This is a genomic window from Pelagerythrobacter sp. Soil_C_18, assembly GCF_057657235.1.
Genome location: NZ_JBDGIU010000001.1, coordinates 277,167 through 297,138, shown reverse-complemented (window position 1 = coordinate 297,138; position 19,972 = coordinate 277,167). Strand labels below are relative to the sequence as shown.

15 protein-coding genes are annotated in these 19,972 nt (G+C 66.8%); 10 read left to right on the top strand and 5 right to left on the bottom strand.

Features of this window, described 5'->3' with window-relative positions; translation table 11 throughout:
• Window positions 1-46 precede the first annotated feature (46 nt).
• From AC3A5N_RS01215 to AC3A5N_RS01205, 3 genes are read left to right on the top strand one after another with little or no spacing between them, the layout of a single operon-like run.
• Window positions 47-1,186 carry an 8-amino-7-oxononanoate synthase gene (locus tag AC3A5N_RS01215; protein ID WP_487735487.1) on the top strand — a complete coding sequence of 380 codons (1,140 nt, stop codon included), beginning with the start codon at window positions 47-49 and terminating at the stop codon, window positions 1,184-1,186.
• A complete protein-coding gene (gene bioD, locus AC3A5N_RS01210; protein ID WP_487735486.1) occupies window positions 1,183-1,809 on the top strand; it encodes a dethiobiotin synthase in 627 nt (208 codons plus the stop codon). The genes AC3A5N_RS01215 and bioD overlap by 4 nt, the downstream gene beginning before the upstream one ends.
• Window positions 1,806-3,065, top strand: a complete 1,260-nt coding sequence (locus AC3A5N_RS01205) for an adenosylmethionine--8-amino-7-oxononanoate transaminase (RefSeq protein WP_487735485.1) — start codon at window positions 1,806-1,808, stop codon at window positions 3,063-3,065. The genes bioD and AC3A5N_RS01205 overlap by 4 nt, the downstream gene beginning before the upstream one ends.
• On the opposite strand, the gene AC3A5N_RS01200 is transcribed toward AC3A5N_RS01205, so the two are convergent.
• The 4 genes from AC3A5N_RS01200 to AC3A5N_RS01185 all read right to left on the bottom strand — a co-directional run bounded on the left by AC3A5N_RS01200 (window position 3,066) and on the right by AC3A5N_RS01185 (window position 6,185).
• Window positions 3,066-3,611 carry a DUF488 domain-containing protein gene (locus AC3A5N_RS01200; protein WP_487735484.1) on the bottom strand — a complete coding sequence of 182 codons (546 nt, stop codon included), beginning with the start codon at window positions 3,609-3,611 and terminating at the stop codon, window positions 3,066-3,068.
• 3 nt (window positions 3,612-3,614) lie between these two features.
• Window positions 3,615-4,190, bottom strand: coding sequence for a uracil-DNA glycosylase family protein (locus tag AC3A5N_RS01195; RefSeq protein WP_487735483.1), 576 nt, complete (start codon window positions 4,188-4,190; stop codon window positions 3,615-3,617).
• A gap of 64 nt (window positions 4,191-4,254) precedes the next feature.
• Entirely contained in the window at window positions 4,255-5,535 is a 1,281-nt protein-coding gene (locus tag AC3A5N_RS01190; RefSeq protein WP_487735482.1) for an Nramp family divalent metal transporter, read from the bottom strand.
• A 74-nt stretch (window positions 5,536-5,609) separates the two neighbouring features.
• Window positions 5,610-6,185, bottom strand: coding sequence for a hypothetical protein (locus AC3A5N_RS01185; protein ID WP_487735481.1), 576 nt, complete (start codon window positions 6,183-6,185; stop codon window positions 5,610-5,612).
• A 351-nt stretch (window positions 6,186-6,536) separates the two neighbouring features.
• On the opposite strand from AC3A5N_RS01185, the gene AC3A5N_RS01180 reads away from it, so the two are divergent.
• The 3 genes from AC3A5N_RS01180 to AC3A5N_RS01170 are packed head-to-tail and all read left to right on the top strand — an operon-like array spanning window position 6,537 to window position 10,846.
• Window positions 6,537-7,223, top strand: a complete 687-nt coding sequence (locus tag AC3A5N_RS01180; protein ID WP_487735480.1) for a response regulator transcription factor — start codon at window positions 6,537-6,539, stop codon at window positions 7,221-7,223.
• A gap of 12 nt (window positions 7,224-7,235) precedes the next feature.
• Window positions 7,236-8,555: a FecR family protein gene (locus tag AC3A5N_RS01175; RefSeq protein WP_487735479.1), complete on the top strand. Its 1,320-nt coding sequence runs from the start codon at window positions 7,236-7,238 to the stop codon at window positions 8,553-8,555.
• Window positions 8,552-10,846 (top strand): CHASE2 domain-containing protein, encoded by a 2,295-nt coding sequence (locus AC3A5N_RS01170; protein WP_487735478.1) that lies wholly within the window; start codon window positions 8,552-8,554, stop codon window positions 10,844-10,846. Before AC3A5N_RS01175 ends, AC3A5N_RS01170 begins: the two co-directional genes overlap by 4 nt.
• Here AC3A5N_RS01170 and AC3A5N_RS01165 read toward each other — a convergent pair.
• The gene (locus tag AC3A5N_RS01165) at window positions 10,818-11,303 is read right to left on the bottom strand and encodes a hypothetical protein (protein ID WP_487735477.1); all 486 of its coding nucleotides are present in this window, start codon (window positions 11,301-11,303) and stop codon (window positions 10,818-10,820) included. The two genes, AC3A5N_RS01170 and AC3A5N_RS01165, sit on opposite strands and share 29 nt — an antisense overlap.
• Before the next feature lie 324 nt (window positions 11,304-11,627).
• Here AC3A5N_RS01165 and AC3A5N_RS01160 point away from each other — a divergent pair, with 324 nt between their 5' ends.
• The 4 genes from AC3A5N_RS01160 to AC3A5N_RS01145 form a co-directional block, all read left to right on the top strand.
• Window positions 11,628-13,103 carry a TolC family outer membrane protein gene (locus AC3A5N_RS01160; RefSeq protein WP_487735476.1) on the top strand — a complete coding sequence of 492 codons (1,476 nt, stop codon included), beginning with the start codon at window positions 11,628-11,630 and terminating at the stop codon, window positions 13,101-13,103.
• Window positions 13,104-13,158: 55 nt separating this feature from the next.
• Entirely contained in the window at window positions 13,159-15,294 is a 2,136-nt protein-coding gene (locus tag AC3A5N_RS01155; RefSeq protein ID WP_487735475.1) for a type I secretion system permease/ATPase, read from the top strand.
• On the top strand, window positions 15,291-16,736 hold the full coding sequence (locus AC3A5N_RS01150) for an HlyD family type I secretion periplasmic adaptor subunit (RefSeq protein WP_487735474.1): 1,446 nt from the start codon (window positions 15,291-15,293) through the stop codon (window positions 16,734-16,736). The genes AC3A5N_RS01155 and AC3A5N_RS01150 overlap by 4 nt, the downstream gene beginning before the upstream one ends.
• Before the next feature lie 53 nt (window positions 16,737-16,789).
• The coding region (locus tag AC3A5N_RS01145) for an Ig-like domain-containing protein (RefSeq protein ID WP_487735473.1) at window positions 16,790-19,972 on the top strand (3,183 nt) is incomplete at its 3' end.

The following is a 19,972-nucleotide window of genomic DNA, read 5'->3' as shown; positions in this document are numbered from 1 at the left end:
CAAGAAATTGGCTGGCTATCGGGGACCATGACGCTACGGCGCTCGGATGATTTCGGAAGCAACTGACTTCGCGGCAGACCACCGGCGCATGCTTGCCGACCTTGGAGAGCGGCAACGCCTGCGCCGGCTGATACCACGCCGCGGCGTGGACTTTTCGTCGAACGACTATCTCGGGCTCGCCGGATCGCCGCGGATCGCGCGCGCCATTCGCGAGGCGCTCGACCGCGGGGTGCCGACGGGATCGGGCGGATCGCGGCTTCTGCGGGGCAACCACCCGGAGCATGAGCTGCTGGAGGAGGAGGCGGCAAGCTTCTTCGGAAGCGAGGCTGCGCTGTTCTTCGCGAGCGGCTTTGCGGCGAACGCTGCGCTGTTCGCGACGCTGCCGCAGCGCGGTGATCTCGTGGTCCACGACGCCCTCGTGCATGCCAGCGCACATGAGGGCATGCGTCTGGGCCGCGCCGAGTGCGTCGCCGCCGCGCATAACGACCCGGAGGCGTTCGGGAATGTGATCCGCGCCTGGCGCAGCGGCGGCGGGAAAGGCCGCGTCTGGATAGCGGTCGAGAGCCTTTACAGCATGGACGGCGACAGGGCGCCGCTCGATACCTTCCGCGACCTCGCAGACGAGCACGAGGCCTTTCTGCTCGTCGACGAGGCGCACGCAACCGGCGTGTTCGGACCGGAGGGCCGCGGGCTCGCGGCGCATCTGGAAGGGCTGGATAACGTGATCGTGCTGAGGACGTGCGGCAAAGCGCTTGGTTGCGAGGGCGCGCTGCTGACCGGTCCCGCCTTCATGCGCGATTTCCTTGTCAACCGGGGGCGCGGGTTCATCTTCTCGACCGCCCCGTCGCCGCTGATGGCAAGCGCCGTGCGCGAGGCGCTGCGTATTCTCGCCGGCGAGCCCGAACGCCGCCAGGCGCTCGTTGCGCGGATCGACGAGGCGGAGCGCCTTCTTGCGCCGCTCGGCGCTGTCTGCCGGGGGGCGCAGATCCTGCCGCTCATCGTGGGTGGCGATGCGCGGGCGATGGCGGCCGCCGCGGCGATCCAGGCTGCCGGCTACGACGTGCGCGGCATCCGGCCGCCGACGGTGCCGGCGGGGACTGCGCGGCTGCGCATCTCGGTCACGCTGAACGCGAGCTTCGACGATATCGCGGGCCTCTCGGCCGCGCTCGGGGAGGTGCTGGCATGAGCCGGACTTTCGTCGTGACCGGCACCGACACCGGCGTGGGCAAGACCGTGTTCTCCGCAGCGCTCGCGGGGAGCCTCGGGGCTTACTACTGGAAGCCGGTCCAGGCAGGGCTGGGCGAGGGTAGCGATACCGAAACGATAGCGAGCCTTTCGGGCTTGCCGGCAGACCGCATTCTGCCGGACGCCTACCGGCTTACCACGCCTTGCTCCCCGCATCGCGCCGCCGAGCTTGACGGGGTCGAGATCGATCCCGCTCATCTGCGTATGCCCGAAGTGGCCGGACCGCTTGTCGTGGAAGGCGCGGGCGGAGCAGCGGTTCCGCTCCGAGCCGATTACCTCTATCTCGACCTCTTCGCCGATTGGGGTGCCCCGGTCATCGTCGTCGCGCGCACGGCGCTCGGCACGATCAATCACAGCCTGCTGACGATAGAAGCGCTGCGGTCGCGCGGGATCGCCATTCACGGCATTGCGTTCGTCGGCGAGCCCCATCAGGACAGCGAGGCGGTCATCTGCCGCATCGGCAGCGTGAGGCGCCTCGGCCGACTTCCGCTCCTGTCCGATCTCGACAGCGCCGCGCTGCGTGCCGCCTTCAGCGCCAATTTCGATCTCGAGGACTTCCGATGACGCGTAGCCCCGTCTGGCATCCGTTCACCCAGCACGGACTGGGCGAACCCGTCCCGCTCGTGACACACGGCGAGGGCGCCATCCTCTGGACCGAAGACGGGCAGCGGATCATCGACGGCATTTCCTCATGGTGGGTCACCACGCATGGCCACGGCCATCCGCGGATCGTGCAGGCGATTGCGGAGCAGGCGGGCAAGCTGGACCAGGTTATCTTCGCTGGGTGGACGCACGAGCCCGCCGAGACGCTGGCCCGCAGTCTCGTCGACCTCATGCCTGATCCGCTGGCGCACGTGTTCTTCTCGGACAGCGGTTCGACCAGCGTCGAGGTCGCGCTCAAGATGGCGCTCGGCTACTGGCTTCACCGGGGCGAGCCGCGCCACCGGATCGTGGTGATGGAGCACAGCTACCACGGCGACACGATCGGCGCGATGTCGATCGGCGCGCGCGGCGTGTTCAACCGTGCGTACGCGCCGCTCCTGTTCGACGTGACCGAGATCCCGTTTCCGCGCGAGGGCGCCGAGCAGGCGACCCTCGATCGGCTCGATGCCATCTGCCGCGAGGAAGCGCCCGCGGCGCTGATCGTGGAGCCCCTGATCCTCGGCGCCGGCGGCATGCTGATCTATCCCCCGCAGATTCTTGCCGAAATGCGTGCGATCTGTGCCCGCCACGGCGTGCTCTTCATCGCGGACGAAGTCATGACCGGCTGGGGCCGGACCGGCACCCTGCTGGCATGCGAGCAGGCCGATGTCGTGCCGGACATCCTGTGCTTGTCGAAAGGCCTTACCGGAGGGGCCATCCCGCTCGCGGTGACGATTGCGACGCCGGCGATCTTCGATGCCCATTACTCCACCGACCGGTCCCGCGTGCTCTACCATTCGTCGAGCTACACTGCGAACCCGATTGCCTGCGCGGCCGCCAATGCAAACCTCGCGATCTGGCGGGAGGAACCCGTTCGCGGTCGCATCGACGATCTTGCGGCCCGGCAGGCGCGGCAGCTGGATGAAGTGGCATCGCTCCCCGGCGTTGCGCGTGCGCGCCGCATTGGCACGATCGCCGCACTCGATGTCGAGGTGCGGGACACCGGCTATCTCTCGGTAATCGGACCGCAGATGCTCGCCCGTTTCCGCGGCGCCGGGCTGCTGCTTCGCCCGCTCGGCAACACCGTCTATGTCATGCCGCCCTATTGCATCGAGGAGGCGGACCTCGCCGCGCTATACGCGGGAATAGCCGGCGCGCTGCACGAGCTCGCTGGTTGATCACTCGGACGGGTAAACGACGCCTTCATCGGTGACCCGCGCACCATCGGTCATTCGCGCGGGCTCGATTCGTCCCTGTCCCATGAGGTGGAACACGGTCCGCCCGCGCGACAGCAGGTAATCCGAGATGATGCGGCGATGGCAGCGCCACCAGACGGCTTCGGAGCACATGATGGCGCAGGAGGTTTGGTCGGCAAGCGCCTCGAGTTCGCTCAGTCCGGTGCGGAAGCTCTCGGACAGGGCATAGTCGGCGTAGTTATGGAAGCTCTGGTTCTGCCAGAAGGCGTTGACCTCGGGACCCACTTCGCGCTGCCGTGAGCGCCGGCCGCCCAGCTCGGCGATGTAGCGATGCCGGATCTGCCATTGGCCAAGCGCTTCGGGCAAGGTGTCGAGGTTGTACTGCGGATTGGTTCGCGACCGCGGAATGCTCCGCACGTCGACCACGCAGCGGACGTCCCCGGCGCGCAAGATCTCGACAAACTCCTCCAGCGTGCGTGTCGAATGGCCGATCGTATGGACCGGCCTCACGTTGGCTTCGGAACTCATGCCTCAGCGTCCCAGCGCGCGCCGCACTTGCGCGCGTAGCTCAGGCAGAACGTCGGTTTCGAACCAGGGATTGTCTCGCATCCAGATGTGCGAGCGCCACGAAGGGTGGGGCAGGGGAAAGTTGTCGGGCAGGAAATCACGAAAGCGGCCCACGCGTTCGCGCATCTTGCCGGGGCCGAGCGCGTCCCGCTGAGCGTAGGTGCCGACCAGCAGAGTCAGGCGGATCTGCGGCATCATGGTCAGCAGGTCCTTGCGCCAGAGCCGCGCGCATTCCGGACGCGGGGGCGCGTCGCCGCTCTTCGCGCGGCCCGGATAGCAGAAGCCGATCGGGAGGATCGCGATGCGGCGCGCGTCGTAAAACTCGGTCTCGGTTACGCCCATCCATTCGCGAAGCCGGGCGCCCGACGCATCGGCGAAGGGGACGCCCGATGCGTGCACTTTGCTCCCCGGTGCCTGGCCCGCGATCAGCAACCGCGCCGTCGGCGAGATCTGAAACACCGGCCGCGGTTCCACCGGCAGCACCGCGGCGCACGCGCGGCACGCCCGGGCGGATGCGGCAAGTTCGTCGAAGTCGGTCACAGGAAGCGTCACACGATAGGGAACGATCGGCCCGGCGAAACTATCCGCGTTATCCCGCGCCCCCTCATGCCGCGAGGAAGGACCAGATCTGCTGCACGCACAGGACGAGGAACAGCAGCGACGACGCGGCCAGCACGCCATTTGACAGCCAGCCGTTGCGGTCCTGGTCCGGAACACGCTTCGAATTGAGCAGCAGCAGAAGGGTGACCGCCAGGAACGGCATGAAGAAGGCGCCGATCACGCCGTAGATGATGACGAGCATGAACGGCTCGTCGAAAAACAGCAGCAGCATCGGCGGGAAGGTGAGCCAGGCGAGATAGGCGCGGAACGGCCATTTGCGCTCGGGACGTTCGCTCCGTTCGGTCTGCCCGCGCATATGCTCGACGAAGTCGGAGAAGAGCAGGCTCACGCCGTGCCAGACGCCGAATAGCGACGACATCGCCGTCGCCGCGAACCCGACGAGGAAGGCAATCGCCACCGGCTGCCCGAACCGTTCCTCGAGCACGTCGCTGAGGTTGAGCAGGCCCCTGTCGCCGGCCGCGAGAGCGATTTGTGCGCTGTGCAGCAGCTCGGCGCCCACGATCAACATCGCGACCACGAAGGTTCCGGTGACGGCGTAGGCGACCGAGTTGTCCAGCCGCATCATCGGGATCCATGCCGGCCCCTGCCATCCCTTGGTATTCACCCAGTACCCGTAGGCTGCGGTCGTGATCGTCCCGCCGACCCCGCCGATCAGCCCGAGCGTGTAGAACACCGATCCTTCCGGCAGCGAGGGCACCAGGCCGCCGAGCACGTCGCCGAGGCCTGGTGCGACCAGGATGGCAAGCCCGGTGATGACCACGAACATGACCGCAACGAGCACTTTCATCACGCGCTCGAACGTCTCGTACCGGTTGAGTGCGACGAACAGGAAGCTGGCGACGCCCGCGATGATCGCCCAGGCAGGCAGGGGCAGGACCGGGAACAGAACGGCGAGCGGCAGGGCCGTCGCGCTCATCGCCGTCGCGCCGTAGATGAAGCCCCAGACGAGGATGTAGATGCCGAAGTACCAACTCGTCCACGCACCCAGCGAACGCCAGCCTTCGAAGATCGTCGATTCGGTGGAGAGGTGGTAGCGCGCCGCGCCTTCCGACAGGGCGATCTTGACTACGCAGCCGAGGACAGCCGCCCACAGCAGCGCATAGCCGAACCGCGACCCTGCGATGAGCGTCGCCACGAGATCGCCCGCGCCGACGCCCGTCGCCGCCGCGACGAGGCCGGGGCCGATCAGCTTCCAGCGGCTCGTGCGCGGCGGGGAAGTGCGTCCGCTTTCCGGTTCGCTTGCCGCACGATCCTCTGGCTGCAACTGTCGCTCCCTGCTCTGGCTCCCGCATTCCTGCTTGAGGCTTTACAGCCCCTGTGCCCGCGTGGCCACCAGCGTCAGCTGCGAAGCAGATGGCAATCGTCGCTGTCCGGCCGCCAGTCCGGGCCGGCGGCGTGCTTCTCCACGAGCGTGCCGATGACATAGGGCGGCTCGCATCGCGCCGTCGCGAGATTCCGGCTGCTGTGCGGGTGGCGCAAGCCCGCGCGATGCGCGATTTCATGAGCGAACGTGTTGGCGATCGACGGCGCCGAGCGCGGCAAGGCCGCCCTGTTCAGCAGGATGGGACCGTCGGCCGACCCGTCATAGGCCACATTGCCGAAGAAGGTCTTGAGAAACCAGCCGCGCAGGCCGCCGTAGGTGGCGACCTTCTGTCCCGGCACGCCGGCTTGGAGAGCCGCAATCGTTGCGACCGGGTCTACCCCAGCCCAGGCCGCTGCGTGATCGCCATCCGCTCCATAGCGCGCTGCGAAGTCCCTGAGATCCTCGGCGAACTCCCGGGAATGGACGGCATCGACGGTTTGCCGTGCCGCGAGCGAGAAGGTCGCGTGCTGATCGTCCGGGACCTCGATCGCACCGAAGCATATCGCAGATTGCGCACCGGAGCCGCACGGCGGCTCCTGCGCCTGCGCCATCGATGCGGCGAAAGCGGTCAGCGCCAGTACGGCTGCCCGGCGCCGGCGGTTGCATATTGCCATAGGATGTCCCCCTCCACCGCAAAGTCAGAGCAGCGGGACCGGGATCGTACAAGCCCAAAGAAATTCAGGGAACAGGTGGAATGGCAGCGCCGAATCTGCGAAGGGGATGCGAGTGCCGGCGCAGCGTCTTCAAACTGTAAAGGAATGTAAAATCGACGCCTTGGCGCTTGGAATACGGACCGTCACGATGTCCTGAGGACGCGGACTGACGCAAGGGAATGCGGAACGCTCCCGTGCGACCACCTGACGCTTTGTTTCGGCGTTTCCTCCAGGGGCAGATGAAAAGCGATGCGCATAGCGATCCTTGAAGACGATCCCACCGTTGCGGCCCAGTTGAACACGACGCTGTCGGCAGCGGGGCATCATTGCTTCGCCTTCGAGACCGGGAAGCAGTTGATGAAGTTCCTTCGCAGCGAGACCATCGACATGCTCCTGCTCGACTGGAACGTTCCGGATGCCTCGGGCATCGAGATCGCGCGCTGGGTGAACGACACGTTCGAGGCGTCGCCGCCGATCGTGATGATCACCGTCCGTTCGGTCGAGGAGGACATCCTGGCGGCTTTTCGTGCGGGCGTCGACGACTACGTGACCAAGCCGGTGCAGCCGGCCGTTCTGCTGGCGCGGATCGATGCCGTCGTGCGCCGCGCCTATCCCGAGCCGCCGAAGGACAAGTTCGAGCAGTTCGGCCTCTATCGCTTCGATATCCAGTCGAAGGAGGTCAGCGTCGCCGGCGAGGTCATACCGGTCACGATGAAGGAGTTCTCGCTCGCGCTCCTACTCTTCCGCAACCTCAACCGCAGCCTGTCGCGGTCGTACATCTTCGAGGCCGTATGGGGCGGAAATCCCAACGTGCAGACGCGCACGGTCGATACGCACGTTTCGAAGGTGCGGGCGAAACTGAAGCTTCGCGCCGATCATGGGTTTCGGGTTGTCCCGCTATACGGCTACGGGTACCGGCTCGAACCGACGGGTTAGCTTGGGGGCACCATGCGCTGGCGACTTCTTCTTCTGCTGCTTGTGGCTACGCTGCAGTCTCTTCCGGTGGGTGCCCAGCAGCCGGAGGAGGCGGAGGTCGTCCTTTACCACATGCGCGAAGGTGACAGCCTCTACGACCTTGCCGAGCGGCACTTCCGGCGGATCGAGGACTATGCCGTGGTCCAGCGGCTGAACCGCATCCGCAATCCCCGGCGGATCGCGATCGGGCGGACCGTGCGTATTCCGAAGCACCTGCTGCGACACGAGCCGGTTGCCGCGCGCATCATCTCGTTTCGCGGGAATGTGCAGCTCCGCCGCGATGGTCGCCTTGTGGGCGTCGCGCCGGGGATGGCAGTGCGCGAAGGAGACGAACTGGCGACGGGGGCGAACTCCTTCGTTTCCATGGGTCTTCCGGACCGTTCCGCGGTGGCGCTGCCGTCACAGAGCAGGGTCACCGTCCGGCGCCTGCGCAAGATCTCGCTGACAGGCGCCGTCGAGCGGCTCTTCTCGGTGGAGCAGGGGCGGGCCAAGGCGATCGTCTCGCCGCTCGGCGAGGCAGACGAGTTTCGCATTTCGACGCCGATCAGCGTCTCGGCCGTGCGGGGGACCGAGTTCCGGGTCCGTTACGACGCGGCGGGCAAGCGGGCGGCGACCGAGACGCTCTCGGGTGAAGTGACCATGTCTGGCGCTGGAGAGACGAGCCGCGACCTTCGCGCCGGCTTCGGTGCGGTCGCGGCGGGCGCGGAGCTGAGCGCGCCGGTCTCGCTGCTGCCTCCACCGCGCCTCGCCTCGCCCGGCGAGATCCAGGACGATCGCGAGCTCGCGTTCGCGCTGGAGCCGCTTGCGGGAGCGGAAGCCTATCACGTGCAGGTGGCGCAAGACGCGGGGTTCCTCGACGTGGTGGCCGAAGCCACGTCGCAGGCGACCGAAGTTCGCCTGCCGCCGATCGAGGATGGAACCTGGTTCGTGCGCGTGGCCGCGATAGACGGTCAGGGCCTCGAGGGGATGTACGAGACTTACGGCTTCCAGCGGCGACTGAACGATATTTCAGGCACCGTCGCCGAGTCTCGGGCCGCCGGCTACCGCCAGTACCTCTTCCGCTGGAGGGTTATGGGCGAGGGGGAACGGCAATACCGGTTCCAGCTCTCGCGACAGGAAGACGGGACCGATCCGATCGTGGACGAAGTGGGGCTGACCGAGCAGCATTTCGTGGTGACCGACCTCCCGCCGGGGACCTACTATTGGCGAGTCATGGCGCTGCAGTTCGTGGGCGGCGAAGTGCATGAGAACTGGTCGCCGCTCGAACGACTGACCATCAGCGCCGACCAATGACCCGGCGGACCGGGCTGCGGCGCCTGGCCGCCGAGTGGTGGCTGGTCGCGCTGCTGTCCTCGGCGCTTGCGCTGTTCCTGGTCCATGACCGCACCACGCAGCGGCTGGACACGCTGCTCTACGATCTCCTCCTCCAGCTCGACGGCAGCGATCCCGATCCGCGCATTCTGATCGTGGCGATCGACGATCACAGCACACGCGAAACGGGCCCTTGGCCCTGGCCGCGGGCGGTGCAGGCGGAACTCGTGGAGAAGCTCACCGACGCCGGGCCGGCCGCCGTCGCCTACGACGTTCTGCTCCTCAATCCCAAGGCGGGGGACGCCGCCCTCGGGCGTGCCATGGCGGGTCCCACGAGCGTCTTCGTTCCGCTGCTGATGCGCGCGCCCGGCACCAATGGCACGCCCTTCGACGTCATCCCGCCCGTTCCCGCCGTGCGCGATGCGGCGGCCGCGATCGGGCACGTCAATCTGCTCCTCGACAGCGACGGGAAAGTCAGGCGCGCGCGGCTGATCGCGGGGGACGAGCGAGGGCGCTGGCCCCATCTCATGGTGCTGATGCAGCGCGCGGCCGATCCCGTGGAGCGCCTGCCCGACGAGGGCGAGGGGCCGCTCCTGATCCCGTTCGCCGGCTCCGCCGGGCACTTTCCGACGATCGGCGCCTCGTCGGTTCTACGCGGGGAAGTGCCGGCCGAGCTGCTGCGCGACCGGCTCGTGCTGGTTGGCGCCACGGCGGAGGGGCTGGGCGATCGTTACGCCACCGGCGGGGGCAATCCCGGCGGCGTTCTGCCGGGGATCGAAGTCCAGGCCCACCTGCTCGATGGCCTCCTGTCGGGCAGGATGATCGCGGAGGCAGGCTTCTGGCCGCGGGCCATTTTCGCGCTCGTGCCCCTCTGGATTCTGCTGATCGCATTGCGCGTGCTGCAGCCCTCGGCGCTCGTCGCGCTGATCGCGGGGCTGGTCGTCTTCATGTTCGCGGCGGCGGTTGGGGCGCTGCTGGAGTTCCGCCTGTGGCTGACGCCAGCGCCCGGGCTGGCCGCTCTCGCGGTGATCTATCCATTGTGGGGTTGGCGGCGTTTGGCGGCCGCGAACAGCTACATGATCGAGGAACTCGAGCGCTTTCGCGCGGAGCCGGACGTGCTTGCTCCCGCAGGCCCGCTGCCGTCCGCTCCCGATCCCGTGTCGCGGCAGATGGCGCTGCTGAACGACGCCATCGGGCAAAGCCGCAGCCTGCGCCGCTTCGTGACCGAAAGCCTGCGCCAGCTGCCCGACGGCGTGTTCATTGCCGATCGCAGCGGCGCGATCGTTCTCGCCAATGCCGAAGCCGAAGCGCTTGCGGAGGAGTTGCAGCTCGCGCCGGGCGAGCGGAGCCTGCCTGCGCTCTACGCTCGCTTCCAGCGTATCCCCGTGGCCGAAGGGCGACTCGAGCCCGAAGGGAGCGACCTGCCGCCCTGGCCGGTGCCGGAAGAGCCGGGCCGCTATCGCGCGCGCTCCGCCAGCGGCCGCTCTTTCGAGATCCGCGTCGCGCCGCGCCGGTCCGCACAGGGCGAGCTGCTCGGCTGGGTCGTGCGGACGACGGACATCACCACCTTGTGGGAAGCGCAGCGCCAGCGCGAGGACATGCTGGAATTCCTTTCCCACGACATGCGCTCGCCCCAGACGTCGATCCTCGCGCTGCTCACGGACACGGACGGAAAGCGGATCGATCCGCAGATCGCGGGGCGGATCGAGAGCCACGCCCGGCGTACGATCGCGCTGGCGGAAGGTTTCGTTCAGCTCGCCCGCGCGGAATCGCTCCCCTACGAACCGGAGCCGGTCAATGTGGCCGACATGCTCATCGATGCACTCGACCAGCTATGGCCCCGCATCACCGCCAAGGATCTGAAAGTCGACCTGGCGGGCGAAGATGCCACGCTCTTCGTGGCGGGTGAGCGTTCGCTGCTGACGCGGGCGGTCGTCAACCTGATCGACAACGCGGTCTACCACAGCCCCATCGCTGCGCATCTGCGCTGCTCTATCGATGTGATCGAGGAGGAGGGCATTCCAATGGCGACCTGCGCGATCGCCGACGAAGGGCCGGGCATCGCGCCGGACCACCTCGCCGTCTTGTTCGAGCGGTTTCGGCAAGCGCCGGGGAAGGGGCAGGGGAACGGCGTCGGCCTGGGTCTCGCTCAGGTCCATACTGTCGCGGTCCGCCACGGCGGCTGGGTCCGCTGCGAAAGCCGGGTGGGTGCCGGCTCGACCTTCGTGCTCGGCCTACCGCTGTTTAGCGAACCGCTGGAGAATCCCGCGTAGGGCGAGACGCCAGCATGGTCGCAATGAGCGGTTCCAGACGTTCCTGTGCGTCGGCCTCGCCGCTCCTGACCGCGGCAGCCGAGCGGTAGATCTCGCGTCCGCTCTCGCTTTCCGTCAGACTTACCGTCACCCCATGCACGATCTGCCGGCTGCCGAGCCACGGCCTGCGGAGCCATTGCGGCTCTTCGGGATCGGGCACGAGCGCTCCGACCGTCGCGGGGCGTTCCGAGGCGCCGATCTGAACGAGATAAGCGGGCCTGTCGGAGTGCTCGAACCCGAGCGCGGTCAGTTGTGCGGAGACCAGATCCGTCACGTGAGGGGGTGCGTCCTGCGAGAGGATCCGGTAAGTCCCTCCTTGCGGAAGGGCACCCTGCGAGGTCACGATCGGTTCGTATGTCGCGCAGCCTGCCAGTCCGGCGATCGCGACCAGGGCGGTGATCTTCGAGAAGGTGCGCATGGCCAAGGTCGATAGCCGGCTTGTTGCCCTGCGTCATCCTAGACGTAACTTAATTTTTGTCAGATAACCCTCGAAATTTAAACAAAGTTCACAGTTTGGTAAGTTTTTGTTAACCATTTGGGTGCCATCGGGGTTCAGGAACGGCCGGGGGCATTTTTTCCGACCAAGCTGATCGGGCTGCTTCGCACTATCGCGGAGCGGCCGGTCTCGTGAAATCGACTGCGATCTCCGGAAGCCGCGGCTTCCGGAGAGCCGGCACGCATGCCCGACTTCGGGCACGCGCGCTCCGGCGCATGACTGGATCTCGAAGGGGGAAGACGTCTCGTGATTGACGGGTACAAGGGCGGCCAGCCCAGCACGGTCTGGACACGCTGGAAGAGGGGCCGCGGGGCGCTCGTCAGAAGTGCGGTGGGCACGATGGCGCTGCTCGCCTCTGGCGTCGCAGCGATCAGCACCGTCGCGGCGCAGCAGATTGCACCGGCAGCCCCGGTCGGGTCGGTTGAGGAGGCGGTCGAGCGCGCCATCAACAACCAGCCCGAGGTTCAGGCCAGGTGGGAGGCGTTCCTTGCTTCCAACGATGATCGCCGGGCGGTGAAGGGCGGCTATCTGCCGTCGATCGACGTCAACGGCGAATTTGGCGCTGCCACGCGCGAGTTCGACGATCGCGACTGGTTCACACGCGACTACGTGGAGCTGTCGATCACCCAGATGCTGTTCGACGGGTTCCTCGTGCGCAGCCAGCTCGAAGAGGCGGACCAGAACCGCCTCGCCCGCTATTACGAGCTGCTGGGTGAGGTGCAGGACAAGGCGCTCGCGGCGATCGAGGCGTACGAGGACGTGCGCCAGTACCGCGCCACCCTGGCGCTCGCGCAGGAGAATCTCGCGACGCACGAGCAGATCCTCGCCCTCATCAGCGAACGCGCCGACTCCGGCGTCAGCAACCAGGCGGACTTGCAGCAGGCGGCCGGGCGCGTGGCGCTGGCGCAGGCCAACATGCTGACGGAGCAGGCCAATCTTCACGACGTGACAGCCCGCTTCCAGCGCATCGTCGGCGGCACGCCGGCTGCGGCGCTGCAGGATTACCCTGTCGCTTCCGCGAGCGTGCCGGCGGACTTCTCCGCAGTGATCGGCGAGGCGGTGCAGAACCATCCGAGCCTCTACGCCGCGAGCGCCACGATCCAGGCGGCCGAGGCAGCGGTCGACGAGAGCCAGGCAGCCTATTACCCGCGCGTCACCGTGGGCGCGCGCGGCGGGACCTACCGCAACACCAGCAGCTTCGATTCGCAGTTCGATCCGCATGGCCGCGGGCAGGAGGCCTTCGTCGGCCTGAACCTGACCTACAACCTGTTCCGCGGCGGCGCGGACAAGGCGCGGACCGATGCTGCCGAGCGGCGCCTGAACCAGAGCGAGGAACTGCTCCGCAAGGCCTGCGTCGACCTGCGCCAGACGGCGTCCATCGCCTGGAACGACATTGCCAACCTGAATGCCCGTCTCGATGCCTTGGAAGCGCACCGCACCGGGTCCGCCAAGGTCGCGGAGGCCTACGAACAGCAGTTCTACATCGGCCGCCGCACACTGCTCGACGTACTCGATGCGAAGAACGAGGCGTTCCAGTCGGAGCGGTCGCACGTCCAGGCGCAGTATGAGCTGAACAAGGCGTATTATCGTACGCTTCATTCGATGGGCACCCTGCTGGACGTCCTGGGTCAGTCCCGCGACGGGATGCCAGCGATCAGCGAGTTCGACGACGATGCGCAGCCGCCGGCGGCGATCGACTGCGGCGGTTACATCGCGAGTTAACCCGCCGCCGCCGGGTCCGCCCCTTGCGGCTCCGATTGGGGAGTTGAGGTAAGTCATGGAGTATCGCGGCAGAGACGATCTGGCGGCCTGTCTGCTGCTGATTGCCGGCCAGAACGGTATCGCCACCACGCGCGATGCGCTGGTTGCCGGGCTGCCGATCGATCGTGTTCTGACGCCCGCACTGTTCCCTCGCGCGGCCGAGCGGGTGGGCCTGAGTGCCCGCCTGAGCGAGGTTCCGCTGCGCGAGCTCAATCCAGTGCTTCTGCCCGCGATCGTGCTGCTTCGCGGCGAGAAGGCCTGCGTCGTCTATTCGATCGACACCGAAGCTGAGACCGCATCGGTCGTGCTGCCCGAGCTCGGCTCGGCCGACGAACGCATCCGGCTCTCCCTCGCGGATCTCGAGCGGCGCTATCTCGGCCAGGCGATCTACTGCCGCGCCACATACCGCCCGGACGACCGCGTCGGCACGACGCCGGAGGCGGAGGAAGGCCACTGGTTCTGGAGCGTGATCGCCGGCAATCGCCGCCTCTACCGCGACGTTCTGCTGGCGGCGCTGTTCGTCAATCTCTTCGCGATGGCGATGCCGCTATTTGTGATGAACGTCTACGATCGCGTGGTTCCGAACCAGGCGACCGACACCTTGTGGGTCCTGGCCGCCGGCATCCTGATCGTCCTGATCGGCGATCTCGTGCTGCGCCACATGCGGAGCTGGTTCGTCGACGCCGCTGCCGCGCGCGCTGACACGCAGCTTTCCGGACGGATCATGGAGCGCGTGCTCGGCATGCGGCTCGAGCAGCGGCCGGCCTCGGTGGGGAGCTATGCCACCAGCGTCCAGTCGTTCGAGTCCGTGCGCAGCTTCATCGGCTCGATGACCGTGCTGACGCTGATCGACCTTCCCTTCTTTCTGCTGTTCGCCCTCATAATTGGGGTGATCTCCTTCTGGATGGTGCTGCCGCTGATCGTCGGGACGGCGATCGCTCTGCTTTACGCCCTCTCCGTCGCCTCGCGGCTGAGCGCTATCTCGGACGACGTCAGCGCGGCTGGCGCGCAGCGCAACGCGGCGCTCGTCGAAGGGCTCTTCGCGCTCGAGACGCTCAAGGCATTCGGCGCGACCGGGCGCATCCAGAAGACCTGGGAGCAGGCCACCGAGTACCTTTCCGCGCAAGTCGCCCGGCAGCGGCTGCTGGGCGGATCGGTCGGCAACGTGACCGCGCTGATCCAGCAGACCGTTGGCTGCGCCTTGATCATCGTCGGGGTCTATCTGGTCATCAACGGTGACGTCACCCAGGGCGGGATGATCGCCGCCTACATGCTTTCCTCGCGTGCGATGGCGCCGATTGCGCAGACCGCATCGCTGATGACCTCGTTCTACCAGGCGCGGACCTCGCTCGCGCAGCTCGACGAGACCGTGGGGCAGCCGCAGGAGCGGCCGCGCGGCAAGACCTGGATCAGCCGTCCGGCCATCAACGGCGATATTGCATTCCGCAATGTCACTTTCAGCTATGCCGGTGCCCAGGCTGACGCGCTCAAGGGCGTGAGCTTCCACGTCCGCGCGGGCGAGAAAGTCGGCATCATCGGCCGGGTCGGTTCCGGCAAGAGCACGATCGGCAAGCTGCTGCTGGGGCTCTACCAGCCCGGCGACGGGATGATCATGGTCGACGGCGTCCACACCGGGCAGATCGATCCCGACGAGCTGCGGCGGCGCATCGGCTACATCCCGCAGGAGCCTGTGCTGCTGTACGGCAGCGTGCTCGACAACATCATGCTCGGCGCCGGACAGGCCGACCGCGAGCGGACCTTGGCAACCGCCATGGAGGTCGCAGGGCTGACACAGATGCTCGGCCCGAACGCCGAAGGCCTCGAAATGCCAGTCGGCGAAGGCGGCAACCGACTGTCCGGAGGCCAGCGTCAGGCGATCGCGATCGCCCGCGCCGTAGCCATGAACGCGAACATCCTGGTGCTGGACGAGCCCACCAGCGCCATGGACGGGCGGCTCGAGGCGCATGTCACCAAGGCGCTCGCCGATTACGCCAGGGACCGTACCATGCTGCTCATCACCCACAAGCCGGGCATGCTCGAGCTCGTCGACCGCCTGATCGTAGTCGACGGCGGCACGATCGTCGCCGACGGCCCCAAGGCCGCGGTTCTCGAGAGCCTGAACGGCGGACAGATCCAGAGGGCGGCGGTATGACCGGCGCCGAAGACACGCGCCGCCCGATTGAGGCGCGGCTTTTCAGCTGGCTGGGCGGCGCGACCGGCAAGGTCCGCGCCGGCACTTGGCTGGATGCGATGTTCAAGCCGTTCTGGTCGGGGCAATCGCGCGACTTGCGCGATTGGGAGTCGAGCGCACGATATGCGATTGACCGGCAGCAGATCGTACGGGCGCGCGCCATTCTTTACGGCGTAGTCGGGATTTTCGTCGTCCTGCTGATATGGTCCGCGTTCGCGAGCCTGGACGAGGTAACCCGCGGTGAAGGCAAGGTGATTCCCTCGCAGCAGCTTCAGATCGTTCAGTCGGTCGACGGCGGCGTGGTGGAGGAGATATTCGTTCAGGAAGGGCAGAAGGTCGAAAAAGGGCAGATGCTTGTCCGTATCGACCCGACGCGTTTCGCGGCCACTCTGGGCGAGGAGAAGGCAAGGGCCTTCGCCCTGCGCGCGAAGATCGAGCGGCTGAATGCCCTGGTCAACGGCGCGGCATACGAGCCGGAGGAACCGGCAGGCGATGGGCAAGCAGGGGCGAGTACGGCGCTGATCCTGGCGCAGGAGCGACAGTATTTCTACCAAAGCAGGCAGCAGCTTAACGAGCGCCTGCTCATGGCCAGGCAGCAAGTCGCGCAGCGGCGCAGCGAACTGGGAGAGGTCGAGGCGGCGCTGCGGAGCGCCGAGCGCTCCTACCGGATGGCGCAGGAGGAATTGGCCATCACCCGGCCGTTGCTGAACTCTGGCGCGGTTTCCGAGATGGAAGTCCTGCGGCTCGAACGCGAAGTCTCGCGCGCGCAGGGCGACCGCCAGCAGGCGCAGGCGCGGCGGGCGCAGCTCGCCGGCAGCATTCAGGAAGCGCAGACTCGCATTCGGGACGTCGAGTTGACCACGAAGAACGAATGGCGGGCCGAGCTTACCGCGGCCATGGCCGAGTTGAACAGCCTCGGACAGAACGTCACGGGTCTCGCCGATCGGGTGAAGTACTCCCGAATCCGTTCGCCCGTCGACGGGGTCGTGCAGCGCGTGCTCTACAACACGATCGGCGGCGTGGTGCAGCCAGGCCATGCGGTGGTGGAAGTGGTCCCCACTGGCGGGAGGCTGATCGTCGAGGCCAAGGTCTCGCCGCGCGACATCGCTTTCCTGCGGCCCGGCTTGCCGGCCGTGGTGAAGTTCACGGCCTATGATTTCTCTGTCTACGGCGGCATGCGCGCGAAGCTGGTCCATATCAGCCCGGACAGCATCACCGATGACAAGGGCAACACTTACTACGTCGTCAAGGCGGAGACCACGAGCAACCAGTTCAGGGAAGGGCTGCCGGTCATCCCGGGCATGACCGTCCAGCTCGATGTCCTGACCGGTGAGAAGACCGTCCTGTCCTATCTGTTGAAGCCCATCCTGAGAGCCAAGGCGAACGCCTTGAGCGAGCGCTAACCGATCTCGTTGCGGGAGCGCTGTGTGGGTGAAGTGAGTTTTTGGGGGTAAATGTGAGCAAGAACGGAACTGTCGTCGCCGTAACGGGCACTGTCTGGGCGGTCGCGGCGGATGGTTCCATGCGCGAGTTGTCGCCTGGTGACGAGCTGCTGGCCGGCGAAACGCTGATCCTCTCCGCCGGCGCGACGATCACCATCAGCTACGGCACCGGCCCGAACGCCGAAGTGGTGACCTTCGAGGGCCCCGAAGGCGAAGGCTTCAGTGTCGTTGCTGCCGGCCGGGACGAAGCCGTCGTCGCGTCACCGGAACTCGTCCGCATCATCGACGAGGAACTCCTGCGTGAAGCGAACGAGGGGACGGACGGCGATCAGCCCGACCGCGTCGGCGACGGTCACCGCTTCGTGCAACTCGTCCGCATCGATCAGAATCTCGAAGCCGACGGCATCACGCCTCTAAACCTCGCGCGGGTCGAGGAACGGATTCCGCCGATGACGATCGACTGGGGCGATCCGGAGCAGCAGCCGGTCGAGTGGCCGCACGGCAGCGGCCGGGACGACGCGCAGGCCATCAACCGGGTGCCCGAGCCTGCGCCCGACGTTCGCGTCATTGGCGAAGACGAGATCGCCGCGGGTAACGTGCTCGACAACGATTTCGATAACGAGAACAACACGCTCACCGTTACGCAGTTCGAGATCGGCGGCGAGATCCACGCGGCTGGCGAGACGGTGACGATCCCCGGCGTCGGCACGATCTTGATCGAGGCTGACGGCAGTTACACCTTCACCCCGATCGCCGACTGGAACGGCGTCGTGCCCACCGTCACGTATACGGCCGACGATGGTCGGGGCGGCCTCGCCACCAGCACGCTCGACATCACGGTCGAGCCGGTGGTCGACGTCGAGGCCGACGAGATCACGACCCACGCGGGCGATCCGATCACCACCGATGTGCTCGCCAACGACAGCTTCGCGAACGACGATGCCGAAGTTACCGGCGTAACCCAGGGTGAATACGGCACGGTCGTGATCAATCGCGACGGAACCGTCACCTACACGCCGGTCGAGGGTTATGTCGGCCCCGACAGTTACACTTACACCGTCACCAGCGGCGGCAGGACTGAGACCACGACGGTGACCATCGAGGTCACCAACGCAGTGCCCGTGGCAACGCCGGAAGTGGAGACGACGCCCGAGGACACGCCGCTCAGCGGCAACGTGCTTGCGAACGAGCGCGATGCCGACGGCGATCCGCTGACGGTGACGCAGTACGAGGTCGGCGGCCGGATCTACGTAACGGGCGAGACCGCCGTGCTCGCCGGGATCGGCTCGCTCGTGCTGAATGCCGATGGGAGCTATGCGTTCACGCCCGTGGCCGACTGGAACGGCACGGTGCCGACCGTCACCTATACCCTCACCGACGGCAATGACGGCGGCACGGTCAGCAGCACGCTCGACATCACCGTGACGCCCGTCGGCGACATCACGCCGGACACGATCACCACCCACGCGGGCGACCCCATCACCACCGACGTTCTCGACAACGACACCTTCGAGAACGGCGACGCCGAGGTGACCTCCGTCACGCAGGGCGAACACGGGACGGTGGTGATCAACCCCGATGGGACGGTCACCTACACGCCAGCGGATGGCTATGTTGGCTCCGACAGCTACACCTACACGGTCACCAGCGGCGGCAAGACCGAGATCACGACCGTGACGGTCGAGGTCACCAACGCAGTGCCCGTGGCGGCGCCGGAGATCGAGGCGACGCCCGAAGACACGCCGCTCAGCGGCAACGTGCTCGCGAACGAGCGCGACGACGACGGCGATCCGTTGACGGTGACGCATTACGAGGTTGGCGGCCGGACCTACGCGGCGGGCGAAACGGCGCTGATCGCAGGCGCCGGTACGCTCGTGCTGAATGGTGACGGCAGCTACACGTTCACGCCGGTTGCCGACTGGAACGGCACGGTGCCGACCGTCATGTACACCGTGACCGACGGCAATGACGGGGGCACCGCCAGCAGCACGCTCGACATATCCGTGACGCCGGTCGGCGACATTACGCCGGATGCGATCGTTACCCACGCGGGCGAGCCGGTCGCTACCGAAGTGCTCGGCAACGACACCTTCGAGAACGGCGACGCCGAAGTTACCGCCGCCACCCAGGGTGAGCATGGCACCGTCGTGATCAACCCCGACGGGACCGTCACGTACACCCCGGTCGACGGTTATGTCGGTCCTGACAGTTACACTTACACCGTCACCAGCGGCGGCAAGACTGAGACGACTACGGTGACGGTGGAGGTAACCAACACGGTGCCCGACCCTGCTCCTGAGAGGGAGACGACGCCGGAGGACACGCCGGTCAGCGGTAACGTGCTCGAGAATGACAGCGACCCCGACGGTGATCCGCTGACGGTCACCGGGTTCGAGGTCGGCGGCCAGGTCTATCCTGCCGGCGAGACGGCCACCATCCCGGGGATCGGCGCGCTGGTCATTGGCCCGGACGGCGAATACGCCTTCACGCCGGATGCGAACTGGAACGGAACCGTCCCGACCGTCACCTATACGGTAAGTGACGGTAATGGCGGGGGAATCGAGACCAGCACGCTCGATATCACAGTCACGCCGGTAAACGATGCGCCCACGGCCGACATCCTTCCGCCGCGAGCGGATGCGGACGCCGACGCGATCGCGGGTGTCGACGTGACCACCGCCTTCTCGGACGTCGAGGGCGATACGCTCAGCTACACGGCGACCGGCTTGCCGGCAGGTCTGACGCTGGATCCTGCGACCGGGGTCATCAGCGGGACGATCGACAACTCGGCGAGTCAGACCGGGACTGCCGGCAATCCGGCGGGCACCTACACCGTCGTCGTAACCGCCACCGATGGCAGCGGCGCCTCGGTGACGCAGAGCTTCGACTGGACGGTTGCCAACCCGGCGCCGGATGCGGTCAACGATGCCGATACCACTGACGAGGACACAACGCTCGCAGTAGACGCTGCTGGCGGTGTGCTGGGCAACGACAGCGATCCCGATGGCGACGCGCTGACGGTCGGCGCGGTGAATGGCGATGCGGCCAATATCGGCGCAGTCATTGCGGGCAGCAGCGGGGGTGCCTTCACGCTCAACCCTGATGGCAGCTATGGCTTTGATCCGAACGGTGAGTTCGATGATCTTGCCGTGGGCGAGACCCGGACGACGAGCATCAGCTATACCGTAAGCGACGGC

Excerpts from the sequence above, each read along its gene's own strand:
- AC3A5N_RS01215 (WP_487735487.1), top strand. The coding sequence starts at position 47 with ATGATTTCGGAAGCAACTGACTTCGCGGCAGACCACCGGCGCATGCTT.
- bioD (WP_487735486.1), top strand. The coding sequence starts at position 1,183 with ATGAGCCGGACTTTCGTCGTGACCGGCACCGACACCGGCGTGGGCAAG.
- AC3A5N_RS01205 (WP_487735485.1), top strand. The coding sequence starts at position 1,806 with ATGACGCGTAGCCCCGTCTGGCATCCGTTCACCCAGCACGGACTGGGC.
- AC3A5N_RS01200 (WP_487735484.1), bottom strand. The coding sequence starts at position 3,611 with ATGAGTTCCGAAGCCAACGTGAGGCCGGTCCATACGATCGGCCATTCG.
- AC3A5N_RS01185 (WP_487735481.1), bottom strand. The coding sequence starts at position 6,185 with ATGGCGCAGGCGCAGGAGCCGCCGTGCGGCTCCGGTGCGCAATCTGCG.
- AC3A5N_RS01180 (WP_487735480.1), top strand. The coding sequence starts at position 6,537 with ATGCGCATAGCGATCCTTGAAGACGATCCCACCGTTGCGGCCCAGTTG.
- AC3A5N_RS01175 (WP_487735479.1), top strand. The coding sequence starts at position 7,236 with ATGCGCTGGCGACTTCTTCTTCTGCTGCTTGTGGCTACGCTGCAGTCT.
- AC3A5N_RS01170 (WP_487735478.1), top strand. The coding sequence starts at position 8,552 with ATGACCCGGCGGACCGGGCTGCGGCGCCTGGCCGCCGAGTGGTGGCTG.
- AC3A5N_RS01165 (WP_487735477.1), bottom strand. The coding sequence starts at position 11,303 with ATGCGCACCTTCTCGAAGATCACCGCCCTGGTCGCGATCGCCGGACTG.
- AC3A5N_RS01155 (WP_487735475.1), top strand. The coding sequence starts at position 13,159 with ATGGAGTATCGCGGCAGAGACGATCTGGCGGCCTGTCTGCTGCTGATT.
- AC3A5N_RS01150 (WP_487735474.1), top strand. The coding sequence starts at position 15,291 with ATGACCGGCGCCGAAGACACGCGCCGCCCGATTGAGGCGCGGCTTTTC.